Source organism: Blautia fusiformis (assembly GCF_020686995.1).
Lineage (GTDB): Bacteria > Bacillota > Clostridia > Lachnospirales > Lachnospiraceae > Blautia_A > Blautia_A fusiformis.
The window spans coordinates 18,384-44,204 of sequence record NZ_JAJEPT010000007.1 but is presented as its reverse complement, the minus strand read 5'-3'; the positions used below and the strand labels follow the sequence as shown (position 1 = coordinate 44,204).

The 25,821-nt window shown below is 47.8% G+C and carries 29 protein-coding genes; 7 read left to right on the top strand and 22 right to left on the bottom strand.

The features are described from left to right. Positions 1-2: 2 nt before the first annotated feature. Entirely contained in the window at positions 3-452 is a 450-nt protein-coding gene (pssD, locus tag LKD46_RS07750) for a PssD/Cps14F family polysaccharide biosynthesis glycosyltransferase (RefSeq protein WP_118753112.1), read from the bottom strand. A gap of 356 nt (positions 453-808) precedes the next feature. Then, positions 809-1,990, bottom strand: a complete 1,182-nt coding sequence (locus LKD46_RS07745; RefSeq protein ID WP_227573979.1) for a zinc ribbon domain-containing protein — start codon at positions 1,988-1,990, stop codon at positions 809-811. A 561-nt stretch (positions 1,991-2,551) separates the two neighbouring features. Here LKD46_RS07745 and LKD46_RS07740 point away from each other — a divergent pair. Further along, positions 2,552-3,448 carry an RluA family pseudouridine synthase gene (locus LKD46_RS07740; protein WP_227573978.1) on the top strand — a complete coding sequence of 299 codons (897 nt, stop codon included), beginning with the start codon at positions 2,552-2,554 and terminating at the stop codon, positions 3,446-3,448. 57 nt (positions 3,449-3,505) lie between these two features. Here LKD46_RS07740 and LKD46_RS07735 read toward each other — a convergent pair whose 3' ends face one another. The 4 genes from LKD46_RS07735 to LKD46_RS07720 all read right to left on the bottom strand — a co-directional run bounded on the left by LKD46_RS07735 (position 3,506) and on the right by LKD46_RS07720 (position 7,190). Further along, positions 3,506-4,270: a type III pantothenate kinase gene (locus LKD46_RS07735; RefSeq protein WP_021651710.1), complete on the bottom strand. Its 765-nt coding sequence runs from the start codon at positions 4,268-4,270 to the stop codon at positions 3,506-3,508. 19 nt (positions 4,271-4,289) lie between these two features. Continuing rightward, positions 4,290-4,928, bottom strand: a complete 639-nt coding sequence (locus LKD46_RS07730) for an ECF transporter S component (RefSeq protein ID WP_015524780.1) — start codon at positions 4,926-4,928, stop codon at positions 4,290-4,292. Positions 4,929-5,082: 154 nt separating this feature from the next. Then, positions 5,083-6,288 (bottom strand): bifunctional phosphopantothenoylcysteine decarboxylase/phosphopantothenate--cysteine ligase CoaBC, encoded by a 1,206-nt coding sequence (gene coaBC, locus LKD46_RS07725; RefSeq protein ID WP_015524779.1) that lies wholly within the window; start codon positions 6,286-6,288, stop codon positions 5,083-5,085. A gap of 14 nt (positions 6,289-6,302) precedes the next feature. Continuing rightward, complete coding sequence (locus tag LKD46_RS07720; RefSeq protein WP_110102221.1) at positions 6,303-7,190, bottom strand: peptidylprolyl isomerase; 888 nt, start codon at positions 7,188-7,190, stop codon at positions 6,303-6,305. A gap of 239 nt (positions 7,191-7,429) precedes the next feature. On the opposite strand from LKD46_RS07720, the gene LKD46_RS07715 reads away from it, so the two are divergent. Continuing rightward, entirely contained in the window at positions 7,430-7,909 is a 480-nt protein-coding gene (locus tag LKD46_RS07715; RefSeq protein WP_110102220.1) for an S-ribosylhomocysteine lyase, read from the top strand. A 191-nt stretch (positions 7,910-8,100) separates the two neighbouring features. Here LKD46_RS07715 and LKD46_RS07710 read toward each other — a convergent pair whose 3' ends face one another. The 3 genes from LKD46_RS07710 to LKD46_RS07700 all read right to left on the bottom strand — a co-directional run bounded on the left by LKD46_RS07710 (position 8,101) and on the right by LKD46_RS07700 (position 10,914). Beyond that, the gene (locus LKD46_RS07710) at positions 8,101-8,640 is read right to left on the bottom strand and encodes an SH3 domain-containing protein (protein WP_110102218.1); all 540 of its coding nucleotides are present in this window, start codon (positions 8,638-8,640) and stop codon (positions 8,101-8,103) included. A 91-nt stretch (positions 8,641-8,731) separates the two neighbouring features. Beyond that, on the bottom strand, positions 8,732-9,736 hold the full coding sequence (locus LKD46_RS07705; RefSeq protein ID WP_110102216.1) for an XdhC family protein: 1,005 nt from the start codon (positions 9,734-9,736) through the stop codon (positions 8,732-8,734). Positions 9,737-9,768: 32 nt separating this feature from the next. After that, a complete protein-coding gene (locus LKD46_RS07700) occupies positions 9,769-10,914 on the bottom strand; it encodes an aminotransferase class V-fold PLP-dependent enzyme (protein ID WP_110102214.1) in 1,146 nt (381 codons plus the stop codon). A gap of 80 nt (positions 10,915-10,994) precedes the next feature. Between LKD46_RS07700 and LKD46_RS07695 the strand changes: the two genes are divergently transcribed. The 3 genes from LKD46_RS07695 to LKD46_RS07685 all read left to right on the top strand — a co-directional run bounded on the left by LKD46_RS07695 (position 10,995) and on the right by LKD46_RS07685 (position 14,027). Next, positions 10,995-12,209 carry a dicarboxylate/amino acid:cation symporter gene (locus tag LKD46_RS07695; RefSeq protein WP_022426826.1) on the top strand — a complete coding sequence of 405 codons (1,215 nt, stop codon included), beginning with the start codon at positions 10,995-10,997 and terminating at the stop codon, positions 12,207-12,209. A gap of 68 nt (positions 12,210-12,277) precedes the next feature. Continuing rightward, positions 12,278-12,934 carry an IS607 family transposase gene (locus LKD46_RS07690; protein ID WP_173741318.1) on the top strand — a complete coding sequence of 219 codons (657 nt, stop codon included), beginning with the start codon at positions 12,278-12,280 and terminating at the stop codon, positions 12,932-12,934. Next, on the top strand, positions 12,864-14,027 hold the full coding sequence (locus LKD46_RS07685; protein ID WP_110102212.1) for an RNA-guided endonuclease InsQ/TnpB family protein: 1,164 nt from the start codon (positions 12,864-12,866) through the stop codon (positions 14,025-14,027). Before LKD46_RS07690 ends, LKD46_RS07685 begins: the two co-directional genes overlap by 71 nt. 406 nt (positions 14,028-14,433) lie before the next feature. Here LKD46_RS07685 and yedF read toward each other — a convergent pair whose 3' ends face one another. From yedF to LKD46_RS07660, 5 genes are all read right to left on the bottom strand, one after another. Continuing rightward, positions 14,434-15,045 carry a sulfurtransferase-like selenium metabolism protein YedF gene (gene yedF / locus LKD46_RS07680; protein ID WP_015524772.1) on the bottom strand — a complete coding sequence of 204 codons (612 nt, stop codon included), beginning with the start codon at positions 15,043-15,045 and terminating at the stop codon, positions 14,434-14,436. 101 nt (positions 15,046-15,146) lie between these two features. Further along, entirely contained in the window at positions 15,147-15,338 is a 192-nt protein-coding gene (locus LKD46_RS07675; RefSeq protein ID WP_015524771.1) for a hypothetical protein, read from the bottom strand. A gap of 2 nt (positions 15,339-15,340) precedes the next feature. Then, complete coding sequence (locus LKD46_RS07670; RefSeq protein WP_110102211.1) at positions 15,341-15,985, bottom strand: GTP pyrophosphokinase; 645 nt, start codon at positions 15,983-15,985, stop codon at positions 15,341-15,343. A 124-nt stretch (positions 15,986-16,109) separates the two neighbouring features. Beyond that, on the bottom strand, positions 16,110-17,357 hold the full coding sequence (locus LKD46_RS07665) for a DUF1015 domain-containing protein (RefSeq protein ID WP_110102209.1): 1,248 nt from the start codon (positions 17,355-17,357) through the stop codon (positions 16,110-16,112). 130 nt (positions 17,358-17,487) lie between these two features. Beyond that, positions 17,488-18,849: an MATE family efflux transporter gene (locus tag LKD46_RS07660; RefSeq protein WP_110102207.1), complete on the bottom strand. Its 1,362-nt coding sequence runs from the start codon at positions 18,847-18,849 to the stop codon at positions 17,488-17,490. 253 nt (positions 18,850-19,102) lie between these two features. Between LKD46_RS07660 and LKD46_RS07655 the strand changes: the two genes are divergently transcribed. Continuing rightward, on the top strand, positions 19,103-19,402 hold the full coding sequence (locus LKD46_RS07655; protein ID WP_015524766.1) for a BMC domain-containing protein: 300 nt from the start codon (positions 19,103-19,105) through the stop codon (positions 19,400-19,402). 16 nt (positions 19,403-19,418) lie between these two features. Further along, positions 19,419-19,709, top strand: coding sequence for a BMC domain-containing protein (locus LKD46_RS07650; RefSeq protein ID WP_021651696.1), 291 nt, complete (start codon positions 19,419-19,421; stop codon positions 19,707-19,709). Between the two features lie 638 nt (positions 19,710-20,347). On the opposite strand, the gene LKD46_RS07645 is transcribed toward LKD46_RS07650, so the two are convergent. The 8 genes from LKD46_RS07645 to LKD46_RS07610 form a co-directional block, all read right to left on the bottom strand. After that, on the bottom strand, positions 20,348-21,040 hold the full coding sequence (locus LKD46_RS07645) for a nucleotidyltransferase family protein (RefSeq protein WP_199579954.1): 693 nt from the start codon (positions 21,038-21,040) through the stop codon (positions 20,348-20,350). A gap of 78 nt (positions 21,041-21,118) precedes the next feature. After that, the gene (gene yqeC / locus LKD46_RS07640) at positions 21,119-21,811 is read right to left on the bottom strand and encodes a selenium cofactor biosynthesis protein YqeC (protein ID WP_158526414.1); all 693 of its coding nucleotides are present in this window, start codon (positions 21,809-21,811) and stop codon (positions 21,119-21,121) included. Between the two features lie 54 nt (positions 21,812-21,865). Next, positions 21,866-22,729, bottom strand: a complete 864-nt coding sequence (gene yqeB / locus LKD46_RS07635; RefSeq protein WP_330409180.1) for a selenium-dependent molybdenum cofactor biosynthesis protein YqeB — start codon at positions 22,727-22,729, stop codon at positions 21,866-21,868. Continuing rightward, entirely contained in the window at positions 22,698-23,516 is an 819-nt protein-coding gene (locus LKD46_RS07630; protein ID WP_110102201.1) for a DUF975 family protein, read from the bottom strand. Before LKD46_RS07630 ends, yqeB begins: the two co-directional genes overlap by 32 nt. A 3-nt stretch (positions 23,517-23,519) precedes the next feature. Then, positions 23,520-24,119 carry a histidine phosphatase family protein gene (locus LKD46_RS07625; protein WP_110102199.1) on the bottom strand — a complete coding sequence of 200 codons (600 nt, stop codon included), beginning with the start codon at positions 24,117-24,119 and terminating at the stop codon, positions 23,520-23,522. Next, on the bottom strand, positions 24,112-24,492 hold the full coding sequence (locus tag LKD46_RS07620; RefSeq protein ID WP_110102197.1) for a bifunctional adenosylcobinamide kinase/adenosylcobinamide-phosphate guanylyltransferase: 381 nt from the start codon (positions 24,490-24,492) through the stop codon (positions 24,112-24,114). The genes LKD46_RS07625 and LKD46_RS07620 overlap by 8 nt, the downstream gene beginning before the upstream one ends. 27 nt (positions 24,493-24,519) lie before the next feature. After that, complete coding sequence (locus tag LKD46_RS07615) at positions 24,520-25,296, bottom strand: adenosylcobinamide-GDP ribazoletransferase (RefSeq protein ID WP_110102196.1); 777 nt, start codon at positions 25,294-25,296, stop codon at positions 24,520-24,522. Beyond that, positions 25,293-25,820 (bottom strand): bifunctional adenosylcobinamide kinase/adenosylcobinamide-phosphate guanylyltransferase, encoded by a 528-nt coding sequence (locus LKD46_RS07610; RefSeq protein WP_110102194.1) that lies wholly within the window; start codon positions 25,818-25,820, stop codon positions 25,293-25,295. The genes LKD46_RS07615 and LKD46_RS07610 overlap by 4 nt, the downstream gene beginning before the upstream one ends. Position 25,821 lies beyond the last annotated feature (1 nt).

The window sequence follows — 25,821 nt, the reverse complement described above, 5'->3', positions numbered from 1 at the left end:
ACCTAAAATATGCTGCCCAGGTTAATTGCTTTCGGATAAACCTTTTTCTGTTCTTCCCACTGCACAATAAACTTATCTACAATGGGATAAACCATCTTGCCGGTCATTGTCGGCTTATCAATACGATCAAACACCTCAATGTAAACCAGTTTTGCGCCCATCTTCTTTCCAAGATAAAAGAAAGGAACAGCCACAGCTGCGCCACACGAAATGATTAGATCTGGTTTTTCTTTATGAAGTACTTTCCATGCAATTTTCGTATTTTTAATAAGTGCTCTTAGACTACGATTGGTTGGATAATAGCAAGGATACATTTTTTCTCCTTCTAAGAGACTTCTCGCATCTTCTTTATCAAATGTTACCCAAAAATGCTCTTTATCTTTCCAAAAAGGTTTTAACATATAAAGATGGGTTAAATGACCACCTGATGAACCTACTAAACATACTTTCATGTTCTCTAGCTCCTTTATCTCCCAAAAATATTTATGTATACATCGGAATGAGAATTTTTTAGTATTACCTTTTTTCATAACTCTCTTCTCAGCATTTATATAAGAAATATATCTCTCATTTGCAGGCTTTTTAGATATATAAGTTCAACAAACCCGTATGTTATACGCATAAATATATTTTTAACTACTCTTCATTCTTATAACTTCGAATACACCCCACACCCAAAGGGCACAGTTCTTCGGCGACGCCTGCGTTGGGCCGCCTGGCGGTATTCAACCGGAAAGGAGGCGTCATTGGCGCTTCCTCTCTTGCTGATCACTCAGCATTTATATATAAGAGGCATTTCTGCCGCTTATTAACTTGGTTTGTTGTTTTTCCGGAAGCTTTCCTGACATTTACGGCCCAGGTTTCGGGCGCCGTTCAGGAAGCGGTTGACCTGATGGCCGTTCTGGCAGATGAACATGCTGCCCTGTTTTTTTCCGGTGGCTCCGCAGATGGAACATTGCTTTTCTGTTCCGTCGGCGCGCAGCTCAAGTACCAGGATTCCTTCTGCCCAGGCTTTGTATTTCAGATAATTCCGGATGCGGATACTTAAGTGAAGGGGCGAATAGTTGCCACTCCTGTACATGGATATCCTGGAAAAATCTTCATCATACTCCGGCAGTACCAGTATCCCGGTGTGTTTTTCTTTGCAGAAATCTATGATCTCCTTACTGACCTGATGTGCATAATGTTCATTCAGGTGCTTGAGATGCATGTAATATTTCCTGTTTGGCTGACTGACGTTGTCTTTATCGGTAAATGCCCTGGATGCTTCTACTTTTTTCATCAAAGCTTTGCAATGATGTCGGTATGCATTTCCACCTCTGCAGTTTTTTACAGCCAACTGCCTGGATTCTTCATCCAGAACTGTGCATACTGCAAAGCTGTCCGTATTGGTAAAGCGGACGCTGCATACTCTGGCGCCTTCCTGCATTCGTTCCTTTGCTGTCCGGGCATCGGAGTTTTCCTGCTTGACAGGTACATGGAACATGAGCCATTTTTCCTCATGGACCAGTGTCGGTGAAAGGATCGCTGCTTCCTTGGGGAAGGGGCGTCCTGTAAGTCCGCAGAGTACCCAAATCCATTTCTTTCCGTTCCAGAGCTTCAGCACTACGGAGGTGTCTGTCAGGTCTCTGTACATTCCCTTGAAAAAGGTAATGTTGGCATCGATCTTTTCGGGGAAGCTTTCTGCGCTTGCTGCGGTCTTTACTGCCATTGCAGCTTTGTTCATGGCAGATCTCCGAAAGTAAACGGGGAGCTTTCCGCCTGGCGGGATGTACTTTGGTTCTCTTCCGTCTCTTCCGGGAACAGTGAGTTTTTCCAGATGTCCCTGAATGGTTAGCAGATTTTCGGTCCAGAGCTCTTCGCTTTCTTTCAGGAGCTCATAGTAAAAGGCTACGGCTTCCCGATACAGGGCTTCGGTTGTTTCGATCATCTGCTTTTCCGGACAAAAGAGCCGCATTTTCCATGTTTTGATACTGTATCCTGTTTTCATGGCATCTCTTTCTGCTGTCAGGTATCGCTTAATATCTTCATTAGCGAAAAAGAGCTTGAAACACTGTTAAATGCTGCTTTTTTCGGCACAGTTGACCACGATTTTGACCACTAATAATTGGAAAGAAAAAGGAAAAAAGCTTGAAAAGTATTGATTTTATGCGGATTTACGCAAGAAAAAAGTGACCACTTTTTGTGACCACTAATGTTAGATTTCGATGATTATCAGACTGTTTATTCACTTTTTGATAGAAAACGACTGCATATGATGCTTAAAAAACGACATTATTAGCATGCTTCATGTCTTTGGCACGCCTTGACAAAGGAAAATATCAATGGTATCCTTACATATGGCTGTAAAATATATCTTTTTTGGTCTGTGACTAATGAAGATAATAAGCGACACAAATCCCATAATCCATGAGCTGTCCAAGGATGTTTCCTCTTGTACCAGCTCTTTTTTTATGCCTAATCGACATTTCCATTTCCAAATGCTATACTATACCCGCAGGCCGCGCAATCTGGCTTTCGGCCTGCTAAATTTCAGAAAAGGATTTTTTCTATGCAGAGAATTATTACCTATACGATCTCAACCGGGGAGTCCGGGGAAAATGTTCTTGGGTTTCTTCGGAAGAAGGGTTTTTCCAAACATATATTGACTACTATGAAGCGGGCGGAGCAGGCGATCCTGTTGAATGGGGAGCCGGCTTTTGGCAGAACGGTCCTGAGGGAGGGGGATGTTCTCCGGATTCTTGTTCCGGAGGAGGCCGGGGACGGATCGGAGCCTTCCATTATTCCGGTGCCGCTGCCTCTGGATATCCTGTATGAGGATGAGGATATCCTTGTGCTGAACAAGCCTGCTGATATGCCTGTGCATCCCTCTGCAGGGAACTACGAGAATACGCTTGCCAACGGTGTTGCCTGGTATTATAAGCAGCAGAGGAGGACTTTTGTCTACCGCTGCATCAACCGGCTGGACAGGGATACCACCGGGGTGCTGGTGCTTGCCAAGAACCCTCTGAGCGGGGCTCTTCTCTCTGCCCAGATGAAGCAGCGCCAGATCCGACGTACGTATCTTGCACTTACTGACGGGATCCCGCCGGAAAGGGGGACGATCTCCGCTCCTGTTGCGAGAATGGATGCTTCTGTGATCACAAGGGAGGTTAATTTTGAGCGTGGGGAGGCTGCCGTGACTCATTATGAGCGTCTTGCAGTCAGCAATGGATATGCTCTTGTGGAGCTGCATCTGGATACGGGGCGGACTCATCAGATCCGGGTGCATATGAAGTATATCGGCTGTCCGCTGCCGGGGGATTTTCTGTATCATCCGGTTTTTGACCGGATCGGACGCCAGGCCCTGCATTCCTTCCAGCTGGAATTTGCACACCCCATCACCGGGGAGCCTATGTGCTTCCTGGCACCTGTGCCTGAGGATTTCCGCAGAGCATTTGCGCAGTAAAAAAATCAGCTGTCCGGTAGGTGTTTCCTGCACCGGCAGCTGATTTTTTTGTTGTTTTTATTTATTTTTTTTGTAGATCACAAGGAGTCCCTTGAGCAGAAGGTCCTCATCCAGAATGATTTCTTTCTTACAGTGAGAAATGATCTTTTTTGCAAGACCGCCTGTTGCGATCACGGTTGTTTTCTCACCAAGCTCTTCTTCCACCCGGTCTATGATCCCGTCGATGGCTGCTGCGTTGCTGTAGAGCACGCCGCTTTTCATGCATTCGATGGTATTGCGCCCGATCACATGCTTCGGGGCATCGATGCTGATCCCGCTGAGCTGGGATGCTCTGGCTGTCAGTGCATCCAGGGATATTCCGATGCCAGGAAGGATCATTCCGCCAATGTATTGCTTTTTGCTGTTGACAACCGAAACTGTAGTGGCGGTTCCCATATCGATCACAATAAACGGAACCGGATATTCATTTAATCCAGCCACAGCGTCTGCCACAAGATCCGCGCCCAGCTGTCCGGGGTTGTCCATCATGATGTTCAGACCTGTTTTTACTCCTGGTCCCAGGACCATGACTTCTTTTTTGAGGATCTTTTCTGCTGCCAGCTTGGCAATGTTGGTGATCTGCGGGACTACAGATGAAATGATACAGCCTTCTATGTCTGCCTTTTTGATGTGGTAGATTTCCAGTAAGGTTTTCAGGTCTACGGCATATTCCAGTTCTGTTTTTGTTCTTACGGTAGCAAGTCTCTCGATGAAGTATGTTTTTTGATCATCGATGCAGCCCACGACTATGTTGGTATTTCCAATATCAATTGCTAATATCATAATTTTATTTTCCCTGTCTTTATGCTTTTGTCTTCTCACGGCTGATCTGTGCGGATGGGATCAGATGTGCCTTGGAAAGTGCAGCTCCCACTGCTCCTGTGATCACTGTGGAGGAAATCATTTCGCATACTGCGTTGATCCCTACCATGAGACAGCAGCCGATGATGATGTTATGACCGCCCATCAGATTTTTTACATAATCGGTATTTCCGAACAGTCCTACAAGTGCTGTCATGAAGAACAGTGTATTCAGGAATGCGGAAAAGAATCCGGTTACTGCACATGCCACATAGGTATTGCTGACCTTTCGCATGCCTTTAAAAATATATCCGAGGCAGATACCGTCCAGAAGACGTGGGATGAAGCGCTGGATAAAGGCAAATACCGGATTGATACCGAAAAGCACAACTCCCATTGCACTGGAGCCGCCTACTCCTATGCACTGGAGAAAGCTGGTCAGGCCGAAGATCGCACCTGCCACGGCTCCTCCTACGGGTCCAAGGACGACTGCACTGATGGCTACCGGGATCACATTAAAGGAAATGGCCAGTGGCCCGATGTTCAGATATCCCAGTGGTGTGTAGGCCATCAGCAGAAGGATTGCTGCCATCAGGCCCAGTAATGTAAGCTGCGCTGTTGTAAATCTGTTGTTTTTCATTTCTTCTCCTCCTTGTTACCGTTCCGCTCTGTGAATATTTCCGGAAATACAGCATTTCCCGGCGTTTTCTGCGGATACAATACGGTGATGGAAAGCGGTGATCTTTTTGTTCCGCTTTTCGTTGTTAAAACCGGCTCTCTGACCGGCTCTGTAGCTATGCTTCTGCCTTTGTGGTAAGCAGAAGGATCTTATCCAGGATCTTTAACGCTGCATCCTCCTTGCTCATAAGCGGGAGTGACACTTCTTCGTTCTGTGTGATAAGAGTCAGGACATTGGTATCTCCCTGGAATCCGGCGCCTTCTACCTTCAGGTTGTTGGCTGCCACCATATCCAGGTTTTTCTTCTCTAGCTTGGCTCTGGAATTACGGAGCATGTCTCTGGTCTCCATGGAAAATCCGCAGAGGAACTGGCCCTGCTTTTTGTGCTGGCCCAGATATTTCAGAATGTCGTCTGTCCTCTCGAGCTCTATGGAAGCCTGATCGTCTTTTTTCTTAACCTTGTCTTCGCTGACCTGCTTCGGACGGTAGTCTGCCACTGCGGCAGCCTTGATGATGATATCCTGTTCATCACTTAAACCGGTGACTGCCTCGAACATATCTCTGGCAGATGTCACAGGTACGACCTTCACAAAAAGGGGCGGCTCAATGGCAGTAGGTCCGCTTACCAGCGTAACCTCCGCTCCTCTGAGCATGGCCATTTTTGCAATGGCGTATCCCATCTTTCCGGATGAATGGTTGGTGAGACAGCGGACCGGGTCGATGGCCTCCTGGGTAGGTCCTGCCGTTACCAGGAGCTTTTTGCCGGCAAGGTCTTTCTGGAAGGCGGCTTCCTTCAGGATATATTCCAGAAGGGTTTCCGGCTCCGGCATTTTTCCGGCTCCGGTGTCCCCACATGCCAGGTAGCCACTGGCCGGTGTGATCACCTCATATCCGTAGGTTTGCAGCTTCCGGATATTGTCCTGTACCACAGGATTCTCATACATGGCGGTATTCATGGCCGGTGCAAGGATCTTCTGACACCTGCAGGCCATTACCGTAGTGGTGAGCATATCGTCCGCAAGGCCGTTGGCCAGCTTTCCGATCACGTTTGCACTGGCCGGTGCGATCATCACAACATCTGCCTTCTTGGCAATGGATACGTGCTCTACCTGAAACTGAAAGTTCCGGTCAAAGGTATCCACCAGGCATTTATTCCCGGTCAGTGTTTCAAATGTAATCGGATTGATAAAGTTCGTTGCATTCTCTGTCATCAGTACATGGACATCTGCATGAAGCTTATGTAATGCACTTGCCAGATATGCGATCTTGTATGCAGCAATACTTCCTGTGATGCCAAGAAGCACTGTTTTCCCTTTCAGCATCCTTCTCCCTCCTGTCAGTCAACCATACGGATACTCTCGATCACCGGCTGCTGATCCTTTGCAATGGTTCCGTTGCCGTCTGTCGGCTTGGCATCCTTGCAGATCTGATCTACAATGTCCATCCCAGAGGTCACGTGTCCGAATGCAGCATAGTCGCCGTCCAGATGTGTGGAATCGGACTGTACGATAAAGAACTGAGAGCTTGCGCTGTCCGGATCTGTGCTGCGGGCCATGGAAATGGTTCCTCTTACATGAGAAATATCGTTCTTCACTCCATTGCTGGAAAATTCGCCCTTGATGGTATCCTCTGCTCCGCCGGTTCCGTCTCCGTTTGGATCTCCGCCCTGGATCATAAATCCGTCAATGATCCGGTGGAAGGTCAGACCGTCATAAAAGTTGTCCTGTACCAGCTTTACAAAATTTGTGACTGTGATGGGTGCGGTGTCTGCATCCAACTCTACATCGATCTCGCCATAATCCTTTACGGTGATGGCAGCATGATGGGTTCCTATCAGCTGCTGGCTGGTATCGATCACAGTTGTTCCTGCCATTTGTGCATCCTCGGAACCATCGGAAAATTCTCCGTCTGCGCTGTCTGTATCCTCTGTACTGTCTGCAGAAGCTTCGGTTTCATGTGAAGTGTCCTCTGCATCACCGGAAGCCTCCTGATCATCGGCGCTTTCTTCATGGTCTGAAAAGCCTGCCGCCTCAGCCTCCTCCTCGGATACTGCATTGGCTGCTGTCTCTTCATCTACGCCTGTCTGTCCTTCTGAGGTTTCTTCCTCCAGAGATTCTTCCTTCTGGTCTGCTTTGTCAGAAGTACTGTCTGTGCTTCCGCATCCGGAAAGCATTCCTGCGGTAAGAGCTGTCGCAAATAATACGGCTAAAACCTTACGTTTCATATTTATAAGTCCTCCTTATCAGATCCCGAAAACGCCTGTTCCGGCATTTTCAGGTGAGCTTTTCACTCTTCCCCTGTAAGCTTTTCTCAGTTTAACATCATCTTTTCATAAAGTCAACTTTGCACGGAACCAGGTGCAGGATTCCCTTTGTTTTGCCTTGTATCTCTTCCGGTTCTCTGCTAAAATCATGTATGGAGCTTATTATGGACTCCGTACATATAAGAAAGTGAGGAATCAACATGGAAAAGATCACAAGTTTTACCATTGACCATATCAAGCTTCAGCCTGGCGTATACGTTTCACGTAAGGATCCGGTTGGAGATCAGGTGATCACTACCTTCGATATCCGTATGACTTCTCCCAATGAGGAGCCTGTTATGAACACAGCCGAGCTTCACACCATGGAGCATCTGGCAGCTACCTTCCTGCGGAACCATAAGGAGTTTGGCCCGAAGGTCATTTACTGGGGTCCTATGGGCTGCCGTACCGGAAATTATCTTCTTCTTAACGGGGATTATGAATCCAGAGATATCGTTCCGCTGATGATCGAGATGTTTGAATTTATCCGCGATTTTGAGGGTGAGATCCCGGGAGCTTCTCCCAAGGACTGCGGAAATTATCTGGATATGAACCTTGGCATGGCAAAATATCTGGCAAAGAAATTCCTGAACGAGGTTCTCTACGATATCAAACCGGACCGTCTTGTTTATCCAGAATGATCTGCGGGTACGATCCGCTGGTATGATCCTTGTGTTCTGAACGGACTATATGCCGAAACAAAAAAACAGGCTGCCTGTATCGATGTATTTCATCGGATACAGCTGCCTGTTTTTTATTATATCAAGGAGATATCTGCAATTGAAGCAGGATCAGGATTTCCCTGATCTGGTCAAAGCCTGTAGTCTGTGCTCTACTGTGCTGCTTCTGCGGTAGTATCTTCTGCGGTAGTATCTGCCGCCACTGCTCCTACCGGCGGTGTTGTGCTGACATAGTCACCGGATGCGTAGCAGGTCTGTCCATTATAATCCACACGGATCCATCCATTGTCACAGACACCGGTACACTTCAGGGATTCTCCGGAAAGGACACCTGCCACAAACTCTGCCTCTGCATTGGCGTCAGAACGTAAATTCACACCCTCCACTGCATAGTAGGTGGCATCCTGAGCCTGTACGTTGATGCCGCTTGGGGTCTGCTCCGTAGCTGCTGTCTGTGCTGAGGGATCTGCTGCCCCGGCTGTGGTGGAATCTGCCGCTGCTGCTCCGTCTGCTGTGGAATCTGCTGCTGCCTCCGGTGTAGGTGTTGCAGTTGCCTTCGGCTTCTCTGTGGGCTCCGGCGTCGGTGTGGAATCTACTACTGTTACCACTGCATCGGTTCCTTCCTCATATCCACAGCCCTGTGCAAGGAAAGCCGCGCCTATTATCAAAGCCATAATACATTTTTTCTTCATTTTATCTGATTCCTCCTTATACGCCGGTAAAAAATTCTCTGCGTCCAATATACACGATTCTGCAATATTATGCAAGTCCTGGCCGGTTCTTTCACATATTTACCGGCTCAAAAAGCACCCGGACAGTTCCGCCGCAGATCATCCCCAGATCTCCTGCCCCCTGTCCCAGCTCGTAAACCTTTGTTTCCGTATTTCGGATATTTACTGCGTGTTTTCCGGCTTCAAACTCCACTTTCCCGCCGCCGATGCTTCCTGCCGTGCTTCCGTCCCGGAATACGAACATCTTGCTCCCGGTTCCTCTTGGTGAGGAGCCCTTCTTCTCGATGATCGTAACCATGGTTCCCGGTGTCCTGCGGCGTACTGCTGCCTCCACCTCCTCATCACAGTAGGTGCGGAAATGCCGGTTCTTTTCCTGCACGATCTCTGCCATGATGCTCACGGCGATCTCCGCCGGCATCTGTCCTCCGATGGGAAGTCCGATGGGGGCATGGATCTGATCCAGCTGTTCCTCCGTAAAGCCCTCTTTCAGGAGCTTTTCCCTGGTGATCCGCACCTTTGTCCTGCTTCCGATCATTCCGAAATATGCAAAGGGTCTCTTAAGGATCGCTCTTGCACAGGCGGAATCTCCCAGATGGCCTCGTGTCACCACTACATAGTAGGCATTTTCATAGGGAGGGATCCTGTCGGACAGGGTATCAAACTCTCCAAAGATCCTCTCATCTGCCATGGGAAATCTTTCATCCGTCACAAATTCCTCCCGATCATCCATGACTGTTACATGAAAGCCCAGCATCCTGCCGATCTCTGCTACCGGAAGAGAAACATGGCCGCCACCCAGTATGATCAGCCTGGGATTCTTCTCGTAGGTTTCCACAAATATCTCCCGGTCTCCGTTTTTCACAACGCCGGTTTCCACAGCTGCTTCCACGGAAGCTTTCAGGAATTCTTCTGCTTCTTTATTTCTTTCTGCTCTCTTCGGATAAAAAAAGCTGCTTTCTTCCAAAAGATATTTCAGCCCGGCATCCTCTCCGTTCAGGAGGATTCCTGTTTTTACACGCCCTCTTTTTTCTACCACATCATATATTGTCTGATACATTCTCTGTGTCCTTTCTGTCCGTCTTTCGCTGTTTATTCCGCGGCAAGCTCCTTTACCGCCCCGGCAGCAGTGTCCACCTCTTCTTCCGTATTAAAATAAGAAAAGCTAAAGCGGACAGCTCCTGTTTTTTCGGTTCCCAGTGCTTTGTGCATCAGCGGTGCACAGTGGCCGCCGGCTCTTACACTGATCCCGTACTCTTCATCAAGGATCATGGCCACCTCTGCCGAATCCATCTCTGCAATATTCAGAGTCACCACAGGGGAGCGTTCTTCCCTGGAAAAATCTCCGTACAGGGTAACTCCCGGAATTTCCTTTACCTGGTCATAAAAACGCCACATCAGCTGCTGCTCTCTTTTTCGGATCTGTTCTGTTCCAATTTCGGTAATCCAGCTGATGGCTGCGCCAAGACCTGCGATCCCGTGGCTGTTCAGGGTGCCTGCCTCCAGTGTCTCCGGCATATCCTGCGGATGCTCTCTCTGAAAGGTGAGGACGCCGCTTCCGCCTACCTTCAGAGGCTCCACAGATACCCCCGGCCGAACGCAGATGGCGCCTGTGCCCTGGGGTCCCATAAGGCCCTTATGTCCGGAAAAGCAAAGAATATCTATATGATCTTTTTTCATGGAAATCGGAAATACTCCTGCTGTCTGGGCAGCATCCACAATAAAAAGCTTCTGGTGCTTCTGTGCGATCGCACCGATGGCATGGATATCATTGAGATTTCCTGTCAGATTGGAAGCGTGGGTACAGACGATCACCTTCGTCTCCGGACGGATGGCTGCTTCAAGCTCCGTAAGGGAGATCCGTCCCTTGCGGTCTGCCGGCAGGATCGTAAGCTTCATGCCTTTTTTTTCCAGGCGGTACAGCGGACGGAGCACACTGTTGTGATCCATCTCCGTACAGATCGCATGGATAGTTCCCTCCTCTGGATGAAGTGTTCCCTGCAGGGCGATATTGAGCGCTTCCGTGTCATTGGATGTAAAGGCCACACATTCCGGTCCCCATACGTCAAACATCTCCGCGATCTGGCATCTTGTATTGAAAATAAGCCTTGAGGCTGCCATTGCTTCGCTGCTGCTGCCCCTTCCGCTGTTTCCTGCATGCTGCATGGCTTCCACCACAGCACGTAGCACACAGTCCGGCTTATGAAAGCTTGTAGCCGCGTTATCCAGATAAATCATTTCATCCTCCTTGTGATTTTTATCAAATACCTTTATAATAAACTCTGGCTTTATTTTATACTATCCGAGGAGGTTTTCCAATGAAAAAAACATCTTTTTTCAACAGTCTGCCATTTAAGCTGCTGGTCGCTGTGATCCTGGGGATCATAGCCGGGCTTATCCTGAACCGGTACAGCACCAACGGAATCTCTATGGCAGTTCTTAATATCACAGTTACTATCAAGTACATTCTGGGCCAGCTCATTACCTTCTGCGTGCCGCTGATCGTGCTGGGATTTATCGCTCCGTCCATTACCAGGCTTGGCAAAAATGCTTCGCTGATGCTGGGTGTTGCGGTTGTCCTCGCTTACGGCTCCTCTGTTGGCGCAGCGCTTTTTTCCACAGCCTCTGGCTTTCTCATCATTCCACATCTGTCCATCCATTCCTATGCTGCAGGACTGAAGCGGCTGCCGGAGGTGATCTTTGAGCTGGAGATCCCGCAGATCATGTCCGTTATGAGTGCTCTTGTTTTTGCAATGATGCTGGGACTTGCCGCCACCTGGACAAAGGCGAAGCTGATCACTGGGCTCCTGGATGAATTTCAGAAAATCGTTCTTTCTCTGGTGGCTCGGATCATCATCCCCATTCTTCCGTTATTTATCGGCACTACCTTCTGCGGCCTTGCCTACGAGGGAACCATTACCAGACAGCTGCCTGTTTTTCTGAAGATCATCGTACTGGTCCTGGCCGGACATTTTATCTGGATGGCGCTTCTTTACATCCTTGCAGGAATCTATTCCGGAGAAAATCCTCTGGAGGTTGTCCGCCATTATGGTCCTGCCTATCTGACTGCCGTAGGGACCATGTCATCTGCAGCCACACTGGCCGTTGCACTGCAGTGTGCCTCCAAGGCAAAACCACTCCGTAAGGATCTGGTCAGCTTCGGGATCCCTCTGTTTGCAAACATCCATCTCTGTGGCTCCGTCCTGACAGAGGTTTTCTTCTGTATGGCGATTTCGAAGATCCTGTACGGCTCCGTTCCCACGCCGGGTACCATGGTTCTGTTCTGCCTTCTTCTGGGTATCTTTGCCATCGGAGCTCCCGGTGTTCCCGGAGGAACCGTCATGGCATCCCTTGGCATCATCACCGGAATACTGAAATTCGACAGCTCCGGCACTGCACTGATGCTTACCATCTTTGCACTGCAGGACAGCTTCGGTACCGCATGCAACGTGACCGGCGACGGTGCACTGACACTGATGCTTACCGGCTATGCAAAGCGCCATCATATTGAGGAGGATGATATAAGTAACTAAATATATTGCAAAAAGATATTAAATGTGTTTAAATATACTTATGGAGGTATATTATGGACACATCAAATATCACAAATTATAAACCAAAAGATTTTGCGGAATTATTAGGTGTTTCTGTAAAAACGCTTCAGAGATGGGACAGAGAGGGAATCTTAAAAGCAAACCGAACTCCAACAGACAGACGTTATTACACATATGACCAGTATCTTCAATTTAAAGGTATAAATATAGAACATGATAAACGAAAAGTTGTTATTTATGCAAGAGTATCTACCAAAAACCAAAGGGATGATCTTCAAGATCAGACAGCATTTCTGCGTCAGTTCTGTAATGCCAGAGGAATGATCGTAGACCAGTGCATTGAAGACTATGGAAGCGGACTTAATTATAACCGCAAGAAATGGAATGGATTACTGGACGAAGTCATGGAGCAGAAGGTCAAAACCATAGTGATCACGCATAAAGACAGATTTATCCGTTTTGGATACGACTGGTTTGAAAGATTCTGCATGAAATTCCACACAATGATACTGGTGGTGAACAATGAAGAACTGTCACCACAGGAAGAACTTGTACAGGATATTATTTCCATCCTTCATGTGTTTTCCTGTAGATTATATGGACTTCGTAAGTATAAAAAACAGATAGAAAAGGATGAGGAGATTGCTGAAGAGCTTCAAGACAGAGATCGATCCTACAGAAGAGCAGAAGATCAAAATACATAAGACAATCGGCACATGCAGATATATTTATAATTTCTACCTGTTTCATAATAAAGAACGTTATGATGCCGGTGAAAGATTTATGAGCGGCAAGTCGTTCAGTGTATGGCTGAACAATGAATACCTTCCAAGGCATCCGGAATATTTCTGGATCAGAGAAGTCAGTTCCAAATCGGTAAAGAATGCAATCGAAAATGCCTGTACCGCTTTTTCAAGATTTTTTCATCATCAGAGTAGTTTCCCGAGATATAAGAAAAAAGGAAGATCTGATGTAAAAATGTATTTTGTAAAGAATAATCCCAAAGACTGTCTCTGTGAACGTCACAGGATCAAGATCCCAACACTTGGCTGGATAAGGCTGAAAGAAAAAGGTTACATTCCGACCTCTAAGGATGGATATGTGATCCGAAGCGGGGCAGTTTCCATGAAAGCAGGCAGATATTATGTGTCTGCACTTGTCGATATACCTGCTCCGGAAGCAGATGGAAATTTCACTGATGGGATTGGAATTGATCTGGGGCTGAAAGACTTTGCAGTTGTATCAAATGGAACTGTATACAGAAATATCAATAAAACAGCACGGATTAGAAAACTTGAGAAACAATTAAGACGGGCACAGCGAAAGCTTTCCCGTAAATATGAGAACTTAAAGAAAGGGGAGACCACTCAAAGAGCAAATATATGCAAACAAAAGCTTAAAGTACAGAAACTTCATCATCGGATAGAAAATATCCGTACAGATCATATCAACAAGGTAATATCTGAGATAGTGAAAACCAAGCCGTCTCATATGACGATTGAGGATCTGAACATATCCGGGATGATGAAGAACCGGCATCTCTCAAAAGCAGTTGCGTCCCAGAAATTCTATGAATTCCGGACAAAATTGAAAACAAAATGTGCTGAATATGGAATCGAACTGAGAGTAGTTGACCGATGGTATCCATCTTCCAGGATCTGCCACTGCTGCAGCTGTATTAAAAAAGATCTGAAACTTTCAGACAGGATCTACAGATGCACATGTGGATATATTGAGGACAGAGATCTCAATGCAGCACGGAATCTGAGAGATGCAGAGACTTACGAAGTTGCATGATCCCGCAAACGTAAGTATGTACCGAAGGCTATTTCGGGAATTAACGACTGTGGAGTGTACTTAGGATCTGTGAGTAGAGATAACTCCGGTTACTCAAAAGCATACACAAAGAAACAGTAAGCGGTATTCGTGAGAATCCGCATTATCTCGATGTGAGTATGTTTAATCACATTTTGAGTGGCAGCAGCAGCTTGATGTGGAATTGTAAGTTCGGAGCTAAGTCAGGCGGATATTCCCGATCCGCTTCGTTGCTTGCTCATAACCGGATATCAACCAGATACCAACTGGATGTCAGAAATGCCGCAGGCTTCAAAATGGCTCTGCGGCATTTCTGTATATTTCTATTTGTTTCTGTCTGCTTCTGTAAGTTTCTATATACTTTTGTTGTTTCTATATGTTTCTCTGTTTACGGACGGATCACTTTTCCTGCTTTTGTGAGCTTTTCCGCTATGGTATACATATTTGTTACGGTTCCCACTGCCGGTTCCTTCAGTCCGTAGAAGTTCACGCAAGTTCCGCAGGTCAGGATCTCTGTTCCCTGCTCCTGTAAGGTCTTAAGGTCTTCGATACATGGTGAATCCTGTGCGGTAAGTCTGGCTCCGCCATTATAAAACAGCATAACTGACGGCGGTGTCTCCAGCTGTGTCAGTGCATACACAAATCCCTTGATCAGGATCCCGCCAAGCTCCGGATCTCCATCTCCCATCTTATCGGAAGTGATGGCAACGGTATAATCTCCCTGCGGAACAGCCGGTGTGCAGACGATCTCAGGCTCTGCCTGGCTTCTTGCAGCAGGATCAGATTTTACTGTCATATTGATCTCGTAACCACCTTCTGTTTTTCTGGATACGAAGCTGCATCCGGTACTTCCGGCAAGTCTGCTCAAATTGTTTACTGCTGTTTCATTGTCTACCAGGATCAAGATCTCGTCTCCCTGCTCAGCCTTGTCAAGGATCTTCTTGGTCATCACAACCGGGATCGGACACTGTTTCCCCATTGCATCTACTGTGTGCTTCATACGCACTCCTCCTGTATTCTGTGATTTTTTATAATTGCTGTTTTATTATTATTGCTGTTTTATCATTATTGCTTTTTCACTGTTTTCTTTTCTTTGATCTTTTATTTCTGCTCCAGCTCATGGGCCTGTTTGAAGATCTCACAGGCGCCTGTGTTTACACATCTTTCATGCGCGCAGTCCATAAAGGTCAGCTTCCTGCTGCTGTCCTCCTGCCGTGTATACTCACAGCAGACGGTTTCGCCCCCGTTCATGGTACGGCAGAAACCGGATATAAATTCCTCTTCGATCTCCATTCCTATCCCTCCGTCGAATTCTCAGTAATCTGGGCAGGTGTGATCTCCTCCAGCATTCCTGTTTCATTGTAGGCTTCAAACTGTTCCTCGATCTTTCCAAGGATATCTGCATACTGACAGAAGGCCTCCGCAAGCTCATCCCTATGTTCCGGAAGCTTCTTGTAACAGACACGGTGCTCCATGCTTGCCCAGAGATCCATGGTCATCGTCCTCAGCTGGATCTCCACCGGAAAATACTCCATGGTATCCAGATAATACACCGGAACTGCAATGATCACGTGAAAGCTGCGGTATCCGTTAGGCTTGGGATTCTGTATGTAATCCTTTTCCCTGATAAAGATCAGCTCACTCTGCCGCTTCAGCGCATTTACAAGATTGTATATATCATCAATAAAGTAGCAGATCACACGGATCCCGGCGATATCCCGGAGATGATCCTTGGCGTTCTGCACACTGTCCGAATGTCCCAGCTTCTCCAGCTTCTTTTCGATGCTCTTCTTGGATTTAATCCGTTCCTGGATATTGTGGATCGGAGATACGGAAGACTTCTGATACAGGCTTCCGTTGAGCACCTCAAGCTTGGCGCGCATGATCTGACATGCGTTCTGATATGGCTGGATACAATCGTAATACTGTTCGTTTGTCATGAAAACCCCTCTTTCGCGTTTGCTCAGCATATACTTGTATCTTACCGGACAAATGTGAGCAATCTGTAGTGATTTCCTAAGATTTTCCTGACCATTTTATTAAAAATCTATAAAGCCTCTGGCATCAGTCTGAAAGCTTATGGATAAAAAGGCCACTGCGGAGCTTCGGTTCAAACCAGGTGCTCTTTGGCGGCATAAGCTTACCCTCGTCTGCGATCGTCATCAGCTCCTCCATGGATGTAGGATACATGGCAAAGGCAGCTCCTCCTGTCTCATCTGCAGCTGCTGCCAGATCCTTCAGCCGGTGGTTTCCTCCCATAAAGCGGATCCTCTCATCGGTACGCGGGTCACTGATCCCCAGAACCGGACCCAGGACCTTATCCTGAAGAATAGATACATCCAGCTGACCTACGCTGTCTTTACCCGCATAGATATCCGGATATGCCTTCAGATGGAACCATTCTCCGTCTACATACAGCCCGAAGCAGTGTTTCTCCACCGGTTTACATGGAAATCCCGGCATTGCCATCAGCTCAAAATTAAACTTCATGCTTCCAATAAAGGCTTTGGGTTCCATACCCTTGATATCCTTTACGATCCTGTGATACGGAAGGATGGTCAGCTGGTCATACGGAAATACCACCGACAGGAAAAAGTTAAATTCTTCTTTTCCGGTGTAATCCGGATGCTCCGCTCTTCTCTTCTGTCCCACCTTTACTGCGGAGGCTGCTCTGTGGTGGCCATCTGCAATATAGATAGAGGAGATCCCGCCAAAAAGACTATGTATAGTCCGGATCTTTTCTTCCTCATCTACGACCCATACACGATGTGTGATCTCATCATCGGAAGTAAAATCATACACAGGAGCATGTGCATTTTTCCATTCTTCCATAAGAGTAAGAAGCTCTGCCGGATATCTGCACGCCAGAAAAATAGGGCCTGTGTTGGCATCACAGACATCCACATGACGGATGCGGTCCTGCTCCTTATCCTCTCTTGTAAGCTCATGCTTTTTGATCACACCATTCATGTAATCATCAATGGAGCTGACACCTACGATCCCGGTCTGGGATCTTCCCTTACGGATCAGTTCATACAGATAATAGTTCGGTTTCTCATCCTGGATCAGGATCCCTTCTTTCTGGAAACGATCCAGATTTTCCCTTGCCTTCTGATAAACCTTCGGATCATAAAGATCGGTTTCCGGATCCAAATCCATCTCCGCACGGTCTATATGGAGAAAAGATTCCGGATTTTTTTCCCCGATCTTTCTCGCTTCCTCTCTGCTGACTACGTCATAGGGAAGTGCAGCCACCTTTTCTGCTTTTTCCGAAGCAGGTCTTACTGCCCGAAATGCCTGAAATAAAGCCATTATATTTTCCTCTCATTCCTGTCCGGCTATACGCCGGCCCTTCTTAAGATTTCTGCTTAGTTTGCAGAAAAATCATCCTGTCCATTCTAACACATATCAAAATTTCCCGCAAACCTTTATCCGGCCCGTCTTATGCCTTACGTTTGTTCAGCTCCGGCAGTACCGTCGCCAGCATGGTGAAAAAGCATGCACAGCCGCCTACAAGGTTGGAAACCGGTTCCGCCCAGAACACGCCGTCTGTTCCCAGGCCATTCACATGAGGCAGCAGGAGCGTCAGCGGTACTACGATTACTACCTTTCGGAGCAGAGAAAAAAAGGTGGCCTTTTTTGCCTTTCCAAGTGCTACGAACACGCTTTGCCCGGTAAACTGCAATGCCATAAAGCAGAAGCCGAAAAAGTAAATATGAAGGGCGGGAACTCCCTTTTCCAGAAGCCCGGGATCGCTGTTAAAGATCCGGATAAAAAATTCCGGAAGCAGCTTCAGGATTCCCCAGCCTACCAGGGTATAGATCACACAGACAGCTGTAATAAATTTAATTGCTTTTTTGACTCTGTCGTATGCTTTTTCTCCATAATTGAAGCTCATGACCGGAGAAGCACCTGTAGTAAGCCCATGGACCGGCATGGTGAAAACGTCACGGACAGAATTTAAAACTGTCATGACACCAACGTAGATATCACCACCCCAGGTCTGGAGTGTGGCATTGCATACCACCTGCACAAGACTGTTTGTAAATGCCATAAAAAAACCGGACATACCCAGGCTTACGATACTGCCCACTCTTTTCCAGGAGATCCTCATGGCGCTTTTTTTCAGGTTCAGGATCGCCTTTTTTCCTGTAAGGAAGCGTAAAACCCAGATGGCGGAACAGAACTGGGAAATGATAGTCGCCAAAGCCGCTCCCCGGACTCCCATGTGCATCCCAAAGATAAACAGGGGATCCAGAAGAATGTTCAGTACAGCACCGATCAGTATCGTGAGCATTCCTGTGTTTCCAAAGCCCTGGCTGTTGATAAACGGGTTCATTCCCAGAGTGATCATCACAAACAGGGTTCCCAGAAGATAGATCCTTATGTAGTCTGCCGCATAGGAAAAGGTTACATCACTGGCGCCAAAGGCATAGAGGATCGGTCTGTAAAAGATAAGGCCAATGGCTGTCAGGATCACTCCTGTGCCGATCAGCATCACAAAGGTGTTTCCCATGAGCATTTCTGCTTCTTCCCGGTTTCCTCTTCCCCGTTCCATGGAGCAAAGCGGTGCTCCTCCATTTCCAAAAAGATAGGTAAATGCGGTGATCAGGGTGATAATAGGAAAACACAGTCCCACTCCTGTCAGTGCAGTGGCTCCGATCTCAGGAATCCTTCCGATATAGATCCGGTCTACAATGTTGTAAAGGAGGTTTAGGATCTGTGCAATGATCATCGGCACAGCCACTTCCATAATGTTACGATAGACATTTCCTGTTGAAAAGTCTGTCTGATGTATCTGCATTTCTTTACACCTTCCTGCTATTTCTTATTTAATTAATATACTATATCCGGCGTCCAAAGTAAACTTTGCGTTGCTGTTCTCTTCATGAACTACTGTTCACTCCGTTCTCAGTAATACTTTGTTATCTGTGTATTTATTTCTTGCTATTTTTGTCTAAAAAAGTTATAATAAATCCATAAAAACGGTAATGATTCCACGTAAAACCGGTCAAGAAACCACATTACTGGAATCTATTCCGCATGGAGGTATTTTTATGGATAATAATTATAAGGGCATGGCTGTAGGTGTTTTTGAGCTGGATAACCTGGTTGCCTGTTTTGTCGCTCTTGATGCTGCTTCCAAAGCAGCCAATGTCAGGATCCAGAGTGTTGAACGTAACCGTCTGAAGAGTGGCGCCTGTGTCAAGATGCGTGGTTCTGTTTCTGACGTTAATGCAGCTATGGAGGTTGCGCTGGAGGCAGCCAAACCTCTTGGTAAGGTTGTTTCTCATACTGTGATCGCTTCTCCTTCTGAGGATACTGAGATCGCACTGAAGATGACGATCAATAAATAAAGGGGGCGACGGATTTATGAATTATGGTGCTTTTGGTTTAGTTGAGGTTGTTGGCAGCAGTAATGCGATCCTGGTGATCGACCAGATGCTGAAGACTTCTGATGTTTCTTTTCTTACCTGGCAGACGAAGTGTGGTGGTCATGCCACTGTTTTTCTGACTGGTGATGTATCTGCTGTTACGGCTGCCGTTGACAGTGTAAAAGGGAACCCGCCTTGTGAGATCGTAGCTTCAGCAGTGATCTCCAATCCTTCCGGTGAGACGGTTCGTCTGGCTGAGGAAGAAGCGGCTAAGAATCACTTTATGTAGGAAATATCTATATTATAATAACGAACGTACGCAGGGAACCGCCCTGGCGTAGCGGGAAGGGCTTCGTCGTCCACTGGCTTCTAAGGTGCTGCGGCTTCTGCTAAAACCATTCCAAAAAGTTCTGAACTCGCGTCAAGCCGCTCAGACAGCAGAACTTTTTGGAATAACGCAGAAACCACACCACCTAAGAATCAGCAGGACTCCTGCAGAACATCCCACTACGCCAGGGCGGTTCCCTGCTGGCTTTTGTATAAGTGAAAATTGTCTCAGACACGGTGATTTCACACATCAGCCGGTGCTTTCATCATCGATGCTCTGCTTCTACAAACTTCACACTTTCACTCTAGCCTATCTCCCCTTTCGCACGTCAGCAACTCTTTTCGCTATATTCTTTAAACTCACGCCTTCACTCTAGCCCTCCACTCCTTCGCACGTCAGCCGGCGAGGTAGCGTCTGGTTTGGGCTGGCTCTGCAGGAGGGGTGCGCTTCTTAGGCGGTGGGAATCTGCGTTGCTGGAAAAAATCCAGCTGTTTGAGCGACGCAGGAGCGAGTTCTGGATTTTTTTCAGCGGTTTTAGCAGATTTCCAGCGCCTTAGAAGCCAGCCCCCGACGAAGCCCAGCCCAAACCAGACGGTACCTCACCGGCGTCCGTCCGCAAAATCCACATCCACCATCTCCCGTCCATCCTCCACCTTCATCACAACCACATCCCCCCGATGTGCCACAACCACCCTCTTCCCTCCGACATCACCGGAAAGTTCCATCAGCTCCCCATAATACTTCTTCGAAAAGACACAGGGATTCCCGGTCTTCCCATCATGCTCCACACAGGCGATCCCTTTCCCATCTCTCAAAAACACATCCACCAGTCCAAAAACCGTCTCCCACCGCAACCACGGCTGATCTGCCACCGTAAACAAACAAGCATCCATCTCCCGGTTGACCCGCAGCCCGATCTTCAGTGAGGAAGATATCCCCTCATCCGGATGCAGATTATAAAGAAACCGCGCGCCAAGCTTCTCTGCTTCCTGCGCGATCTCCTCATACTGTGTGACAACTGTGATCTCACACCTGTGCCCCTGTTCCTCCAGTGCTGCTTTCACTTTTTTCAGTTCCAGGAGGATATGCCTGTACATCGGCATTCCGTCTATCCCGTACAGCAGCTTATTGCTTCCAAACCGCCGGCTGTTTCCTGCTGCCAGCATGATCAGTCCCAGCTTCATATCACCGCTCCACTTCCTTTCGATTCTAGTACAGCGAATATTAAGTAACCGCCATATTGACTTGCCTGATTTTTCATCTGCTGCGTTGTCGTCAATCGTCGTAGCCACCGCTACGCCTCATTCCTCCGCCTTGCAGATGAAGAAATCATCCTGCGTCAATATAGCAGAAACTTAATTTTCGCTGTACTAGCTGTTTACACTTCTCTGCAGGCTTCCGCAGATCATCATGATCCCAGACTCCTGACCTTGTGCCATAAGCTTCTCCACCACACAGGGATCCTCCAGAATATCTGCCTTGTTCAGATACGCAAGAAATCTTCGCCCGTCCACGCCTTTTTGCAATCCGTCTTCAGACCGGATGATCTTCCACACATCCATCCATGTCACAGGCTCATCTGTACGCTTTCCCAGAAATCCCGCCACATCATCCGGACGGTGTGCCGTATCACAGATCCTTCTGCCGATGCAGTCAAGACCGATCACTCCTACTACCACATCTGCAAAAGAAGGGATCACCGGCTCATGAACAGCCGGCACTTTAAGGGGTCGGCGCCTGGATCCGTCAGCTTCCACAAGAAGAAGATCACAAAAGCCGGGCAGCTTTTCCAGGATCTCCTTTTCGGGGCCGGAAATCTTTGGCTGCCCGGCCTTGTGATGAGCCGCGATGACGTATCCGTATTGTTCTATAAGCCGGCATGCTCCCGGAATGTCCTCTGCCTCCGCAAAAGGACGTTCCGGTTCCCATGCCATATGCGTGGTTGTGGTCACGATCACACGTTTTCCCTGTCCGGAAAATATTTCTGCCAGTCCAAGGATCAGACTGGTTTTTCCGCCGCCTCCTGTGAATGCCACAGTAAGCGCTTTTTCATTTTTCTTCATGACACACTCCATTTATCTTCTAACTTCTTTCAGGGACACTAGGCTCTGTATCGGTCACAGATTCTCATTCCTCACAGCTTTCTCTGTTCCCGGAAGCACTCCGCAGGAAAGCAGCACCTCCAGAACTCCCCCTGCGATACACCTCGCCTTGTCTGAGATCGTAAAACAGTTTTTCTTCTGTTCTGCCCTTGGGTCGATGTCCGCGATCTTCATTCCCTCAAAAACAGGGTAGCCGTCCCGGATCAGTCCCCGGATCACGCCGGAAATGGTAGCCTTCACCGGCGTATCACCTACCATGGCGATCACCTGGTCTTTTTCAACAAGATCTGCGATCTGACAGATGTTTTTCATGTTACCGGCTGCCGGTGAATGGATCACACGTTCCTTTCCGATCCCTGCGATCAGTCCCGGCACTCCGGTATTCGGCAGGGCACTGCCTTTTTTTATGATCCTTCCCAGGCTATGGCCCCGCATGGTCTCGATCACGTAATCCACATCCTCCCCTGCGGTAAAGCCTGGGCCAAGTCCCACAGTCAGTGGTGCCATATCCCTGCTTGTCCCAAGATTCTTTTTTGCAAGGATGGCATCGATCACTGCCTCCGGCTCCAGTTCGCGGATATGTTTTCCATGGGTATCTGTCAGAAGGGGGATCTCTCCCTGTGCCCAGCATTTCCTGCACTGGGTCCGGATATCGTTCTCCGTGATCCTCCTGCACACAACGCCTTCTACCTCTGCAGTTCCGTCATAAACAGCTTCACAAAAAGCCACATGACGGCGGATGGCACTTGGACGGTCACATTCCAGGATCAGGACCTGATAGCCACTCTGATGAAGCTTGTGGATCACTCCTGTGGCCAGATCTCCGCCGCCTCTCACAAGGATCATTTTATCCGTATATGCCGCTGTTTTCATCTTCATACACCTGCTGTCCGTTTCCCGGCATTCCTGCCGCAAGAGTATCATAAAGCTCCGCATAGGTTGCATCCTTATACGGGGATACATAAAAGAGTCCCGCGATCCCGGCCGTAATTGCCGAAAGGACAGACCAGGGAATAAAGGAAAGATCCAGGATAAAGGTATCCATCTTCTGTCCGTTCATCATCTCACGGCTTTTTGCAAATACTTCCTTTGTGCTCATATCCGGATATTCCGCAAGAAGATAAGGGATCATCTTATATTCGTAGGATTTTACCACTCCGGGAATAATAAAAAGCAGCGTCCACAATACAAGATACAGGTCCCGTAAAAACATGGTTTTTACGATATTACCGTAATTCCCGGAACGAAATACACTGAGGAGCTTTCCGGGCCCGGGTACAGAATAAAGGTTCTCAATGTAAAAATCTCTTCCGCCTACCTCCAAAACATTTCCCACAAAGAAATGAAAAAGAATTCCGATCAGAGCCACAGCTACCACGGCACTGGCACTCAGAAGTGCAAAAAGCACTGCCAGTGGGGAGCGAAATACATGGCTGACATAAGAAGTAACACCATTGATATCCGTACCCAAACGATACGTTGTAACACCGTAGTCCGGACTTACCACATTTCCGGCACTGCCAGTGGCCGCACCGCTTCCGCCGGTTGCCATCACAATAGCCAGCACCAGACTTACCAGCACTGCTGACCAGTAATTTTTTTTGAATGCCTGTTTTCCGCGCCATTTCAAGTCACTGCGTTTCCAGCTGATCTTCTGTTCATTCATAACTTAACCCTCCATATATGCTTCACGGACACAGAGCTCTCTTCGTCCCTTCTGCCACAGCGCAGGCTCCAGCTCTACCAGATAACCGCCGCCGTTTTTTACATGCCATTCATAAAAAGCCCTGGGTCTGTCCGCATATTCTTCCATAATGTTCATGATTGTACCGCCATGTATCACAAGAGCCGCTGTCTTTATGTTGTTACGGATACACTGTGTGACAGCCTTCTGAAATCCAGTAAGGCTCCGGCACTTAAACGCTTCTCGACTTTCTCCTCCCGGAAAAGGAAGCGTTCCATTGCTGTCGATCCACCTCTGATAATCCTGATTTCCGGAAAGCTCTTTATAATTTTTATTCTCAAACTCTCCAAAATCACACTCGGAAAGCTCTTCGATAATATGAAAGCTTTTTCCTGGAAAAAGGATCCCCGCAGTTTCCACACAGCGGCAGAGCGGACTTACATAAAGGGCCTCCGGCATGGGATAGGTCAGCTTTTCCAGAAATTCCTTTCCCTCCGTGCTCAGCGGTTCATCCGTTGTTCCGATATAACGCTGAAGCTTATTTCCGGGTGTCTGTCCGTGTCGTATCAGATATAATCTAATCATCCTTCAGCACCGTCCCGATCCCGCATACCACTCTTGTGACCCTGCTGCTTTTTGCAGCCAGTGCAGTGCACACCCGGCCAACAGCTTCTCGGTACTGCCGTTCAAAAGCATCCGCCGGAACGATCCCGTAGCCTACCTCCTCACTGACAAGGATCACATCCGGATCCTGCTGTGTCAGCTTTTCTGCCAGGCCGGTGAGATCTTCTCCTGCCTTCAGAGCTTTTCTTATGTATTCCTGAAATCCCAGAACACCCGCTGCCTTCAGAAGCTCCTCTTCTGTGATCTCTCCTCCGAATTTCCAGTCCACATCCGGGAACTGTGCTTTTGCATAGGCAGCTTTTCCCTGATATGCGCCTCCGATTATCATTTCCATATCTTTTTTACCTCATCCAAATCTTCATTACAGATTAAACGTGCCACCAAAAGCAAGCACCAGTGCCATCACAACCTCGCAGATGCAAAGGAAAAATCCGGAAAGATCACCTGTGGTCCCTCCAAAATATTTCAAAGCCATATAGTGATACCACCAGAATACCAGAAGTGCGCTGACAGCTGCCAGAACACCCAGGACCGGATCTACCCATATCATCAGCGCTGCAAGGATCACAAACATCGTGATAAGAACATTTCGCACTGCGATCTCTGACGCATTTCTGGAAAATTCTGCCACAGTCCCGTCTGTCCTTGCCTTGGGAAATGTGATCACACCGATCCCGGAAAGACATCTGGACATCATAAAGCCCAGGCTCATGATACAGATCCCGTTATAATTTCCAAGGAGCTGATCCCAGGCTCCCAGCCAGAGGATAAAATATACACAGGCTGTGATAATGGCAAATGCACCTGCATGGGAATCCTTCAGGATCTCCAGCCTCCTTGTGCGTTCCTGCCAGGAGCTTAATGCATCTGACGTGTCCAGAAGCCCATCTACATGAATGCCGCCGGTAACAAATACCGGGATCACAGTAAGGATCACAGCGAGAAAAAATGGCTCCAGAGCTGCATGCACTCCGAGGATCCCTCCTGCAAGCCAGGTCAGGATGCCGATGGCAGTACCCACAAAGGGGAAAAAGCACATCATATATTTTATGTTTTCCTTCTTCCAGTCCACCATGGGCATGGGGATCTTTGAAAACATGGCAAAGGCTGCCTTAAAACTGTTCCATAAACTTTTCATGCTTCCTTTCCTCCTTTATGCCATACAGGGATCCCGTATACGACTTCCACAACCTCTTCTGCCATCTCTGCCAGCTTCTGGTTGATCTGTCCCAGCTCTTTTTTGTACTGTTCTGATTCTTCCTCGTAGAGGATCCCGTCTGAAAAGATCTCGTTGGTGACGATCACCACATGCTTTGCCTGGGAAAGAAGATTTTTCACTCCTTCTGTGATCTTTTCTGCCACCTCCGGGTGGAAGCCGCCTTCCCGGAACATCTCATTTGCAACCAGATTGGACATGCACTCCAGAAGGACCACGCAGTCCTTCGGGATGAGCAGCTCATCCAGCTCTGTATATCTTTCAATTGTCTCGAAGCCTTTTCCTGCACGCATGTGCCGGTGTCTGCGGATGCGCCTGTGGCTTTCTTCGTCAAAAGCCTGCATGGTGGCGATATAGATCCTTCTGGCTTCGCCAAAGGAAAGTACGGTTTCTTCCGCAAAAGCAGATTTTCCGCTTCCGCTGCCTCCTGTTACAACAACCAGCATA

Coding starts and splice junctions, on each gene's coding strand:
- pssD (WP_118753112.1), bottom strand. CDS start 452: ATGAAAGTATGTTTAGTAGGTTCATCAGGTGGTCATTTAACCCATCTT.
- LKD46_RS07745 (WP_227573979.1), bottom strand. CDS start 1,990: ATGAAAACAGGATACAGTATCAAAACATGGAAAATGCGGCTCTTTTGT.
- LKD46_RS07740 (WP_227573978.1), top strand. CDS start 2,552: ATGCAGAGAATTATTACCTATACGATCTCAACCGGGGAGTCCGGGGAA.
- LKD46_RS07735 (WP_021651710.1), bottom strand. CDS start 4,270: ATGATATTAGCAATTGATATTGGAAATACCAACATAGTCGTGGGCTGC.
- LKD46_RS07730 (WP_015524780.1), bottom strand. CDS start 4,928: ATGAAAAACAACAGATTTACAACAGCGCAGCTTACATTACTGGGCCTG.
- coaBC (WP_015524779.1), bottom strand. CDS start 6,288: ATGCTGAAAGGGAAAACAGTGCTTCTTGGCATCACAGGAAGTATTGCT.
- LKD46_RS07720 (WP_110102221.1), bottom strand. CDS start 7,190: ATGAAACGTAAGGTTTTAGCCGTATTATTTGCGACAGCTCTTACCGCA.
- LKD46_RS07715 (WP_110102220.1), top strand. CDS start 7,430: ATGGAAAAGATCACAAGTTTTACCATTGACCATATCAAGCTTCAGCCT.
- LKD46_RS07710 (WP_110102218.1), bottom strand. CDS start 8,640: ATGAAGAAAAAATGTATTATGGCTTTGATAATAGGCGCGGCTTTCCTT.
- LKD46_RS07705 (WP_110102216.1), bottom strand. CDS start 9,736: ATGTATCAGACAATATATGATGTGGTAGAAAAAAGAGGGCGTGTAAAA.
- LKD46_RS07700 (WP_110102214.1), bottom strand. CDS start 10,914: ATGATTTATCTGGATAACGCGGCTACAAGCTTTCATAAGCCGGACTGT.
- LKD46_RS07695 (WP_022426826.1), top strand. CDS start 10,995: ATGAAAAAAACATCTTTTTTCAACAGTCTGCCATTTAAGCTGCTGGTC.
- LKD46_RS07685 (WP_110102212.1), top strand. CDS start 12,864: ATGAGGAGATTGCTGAAGAGCTTCAAGACAGAGATCGATCCTACAGAA.
- yedF (WP_015524772.1), bottom strand. CDS start 15,045: ATGAAGCACACAGTAGATGCAATGGGGAAACAGTGTCCGATCCCGGTT.
- LKD46_RS07675 (WP_015524771.1), bottom strand. CDS start 15,338: ATGGAGATCGAAGAGGAATTTATATCCGGTTTCTGCCGTACCATGAAC.
- LKD46_RS07670 (WP_110102211.1), bottom strand. CDS start 15,985: ATGACAAACGAACAGTATTACGATTGTATCCAGCCATATCAGAACGCA.
- LKD46_RS07665 (WP_110102209.1), bottom strand. CDS start 17,357: ATGGCTTTATTTCAGGCATTTCGGGCAGTAAGACCTGCTTCGGAAAAA.
- LKD46_RS07660 (WP_110102207.1), bottom strand. CDS start 18,849: ATGCAGATACATCAGACAGACTTTTCAACAGGAAATGTCTATCGTAAC.
- LKD46_RS07655 (WP_015524766.1), top strand. CDS start 19,103: ATGGATAATAATTATAAGGGCATGGCTGTAGGTGTTTTTGAGCTGGAT.
- LKD46_RS07650 (WP_021651696.1), top strand. CDS start 19,419: ATGAATTATGGTGCTTTTGGTTTAGTTGAGGTTGTTGGCAGCAGTAAT.
- yqeC (WP_158526414.1), bottom strand. CDS start 21,811: ATGAAGAAAAATGAAAAAGCGCTTACTGTGGCATTCACAGGAGGCGGC.
- yqeB (WP_330409180.1), bottom strand. CDS start 22,729: ATGAAGATGAAAACAGCGGCATATACGGATAAAATGATCCTTGTGAGA.
- LKD46_RS07630 (WP_110102201.1), bottom strand. CDS start 23,516: ATGAATGAACAGAAGATCAGCTGGAAACGCAGTGACTTGAAATGGCGC.
- LKD46_RS07625 (WP_110102199.1), bottom strand. CDS start 24,119: ATGATTAGATTATATCTGATACGACACGGACAGACACCCGGAAATAAG.
- LKD46_RS07620 (WP_110102197.1), bottom strand. CDS start 24,492: ATGGAAATGATAATCGGAGGCGCATATCAGGGAAAAGCTGCCTATGCA.
- LKD46_RS07615 (WP_110102196.1), bottom strand. CDS start 25,296: ATGAAAAGTTTATGGAACAGTTTTAAGGCAGCCTTTGCCATGTTTTCA.
- LKD46_RS07610 (WP_110102194.1), bottom strand. CDS start 25,820: ATGCTGGTTGTTGTAACAGGAGGCAGCGGAAGCGGAAAATCTGCTTTT.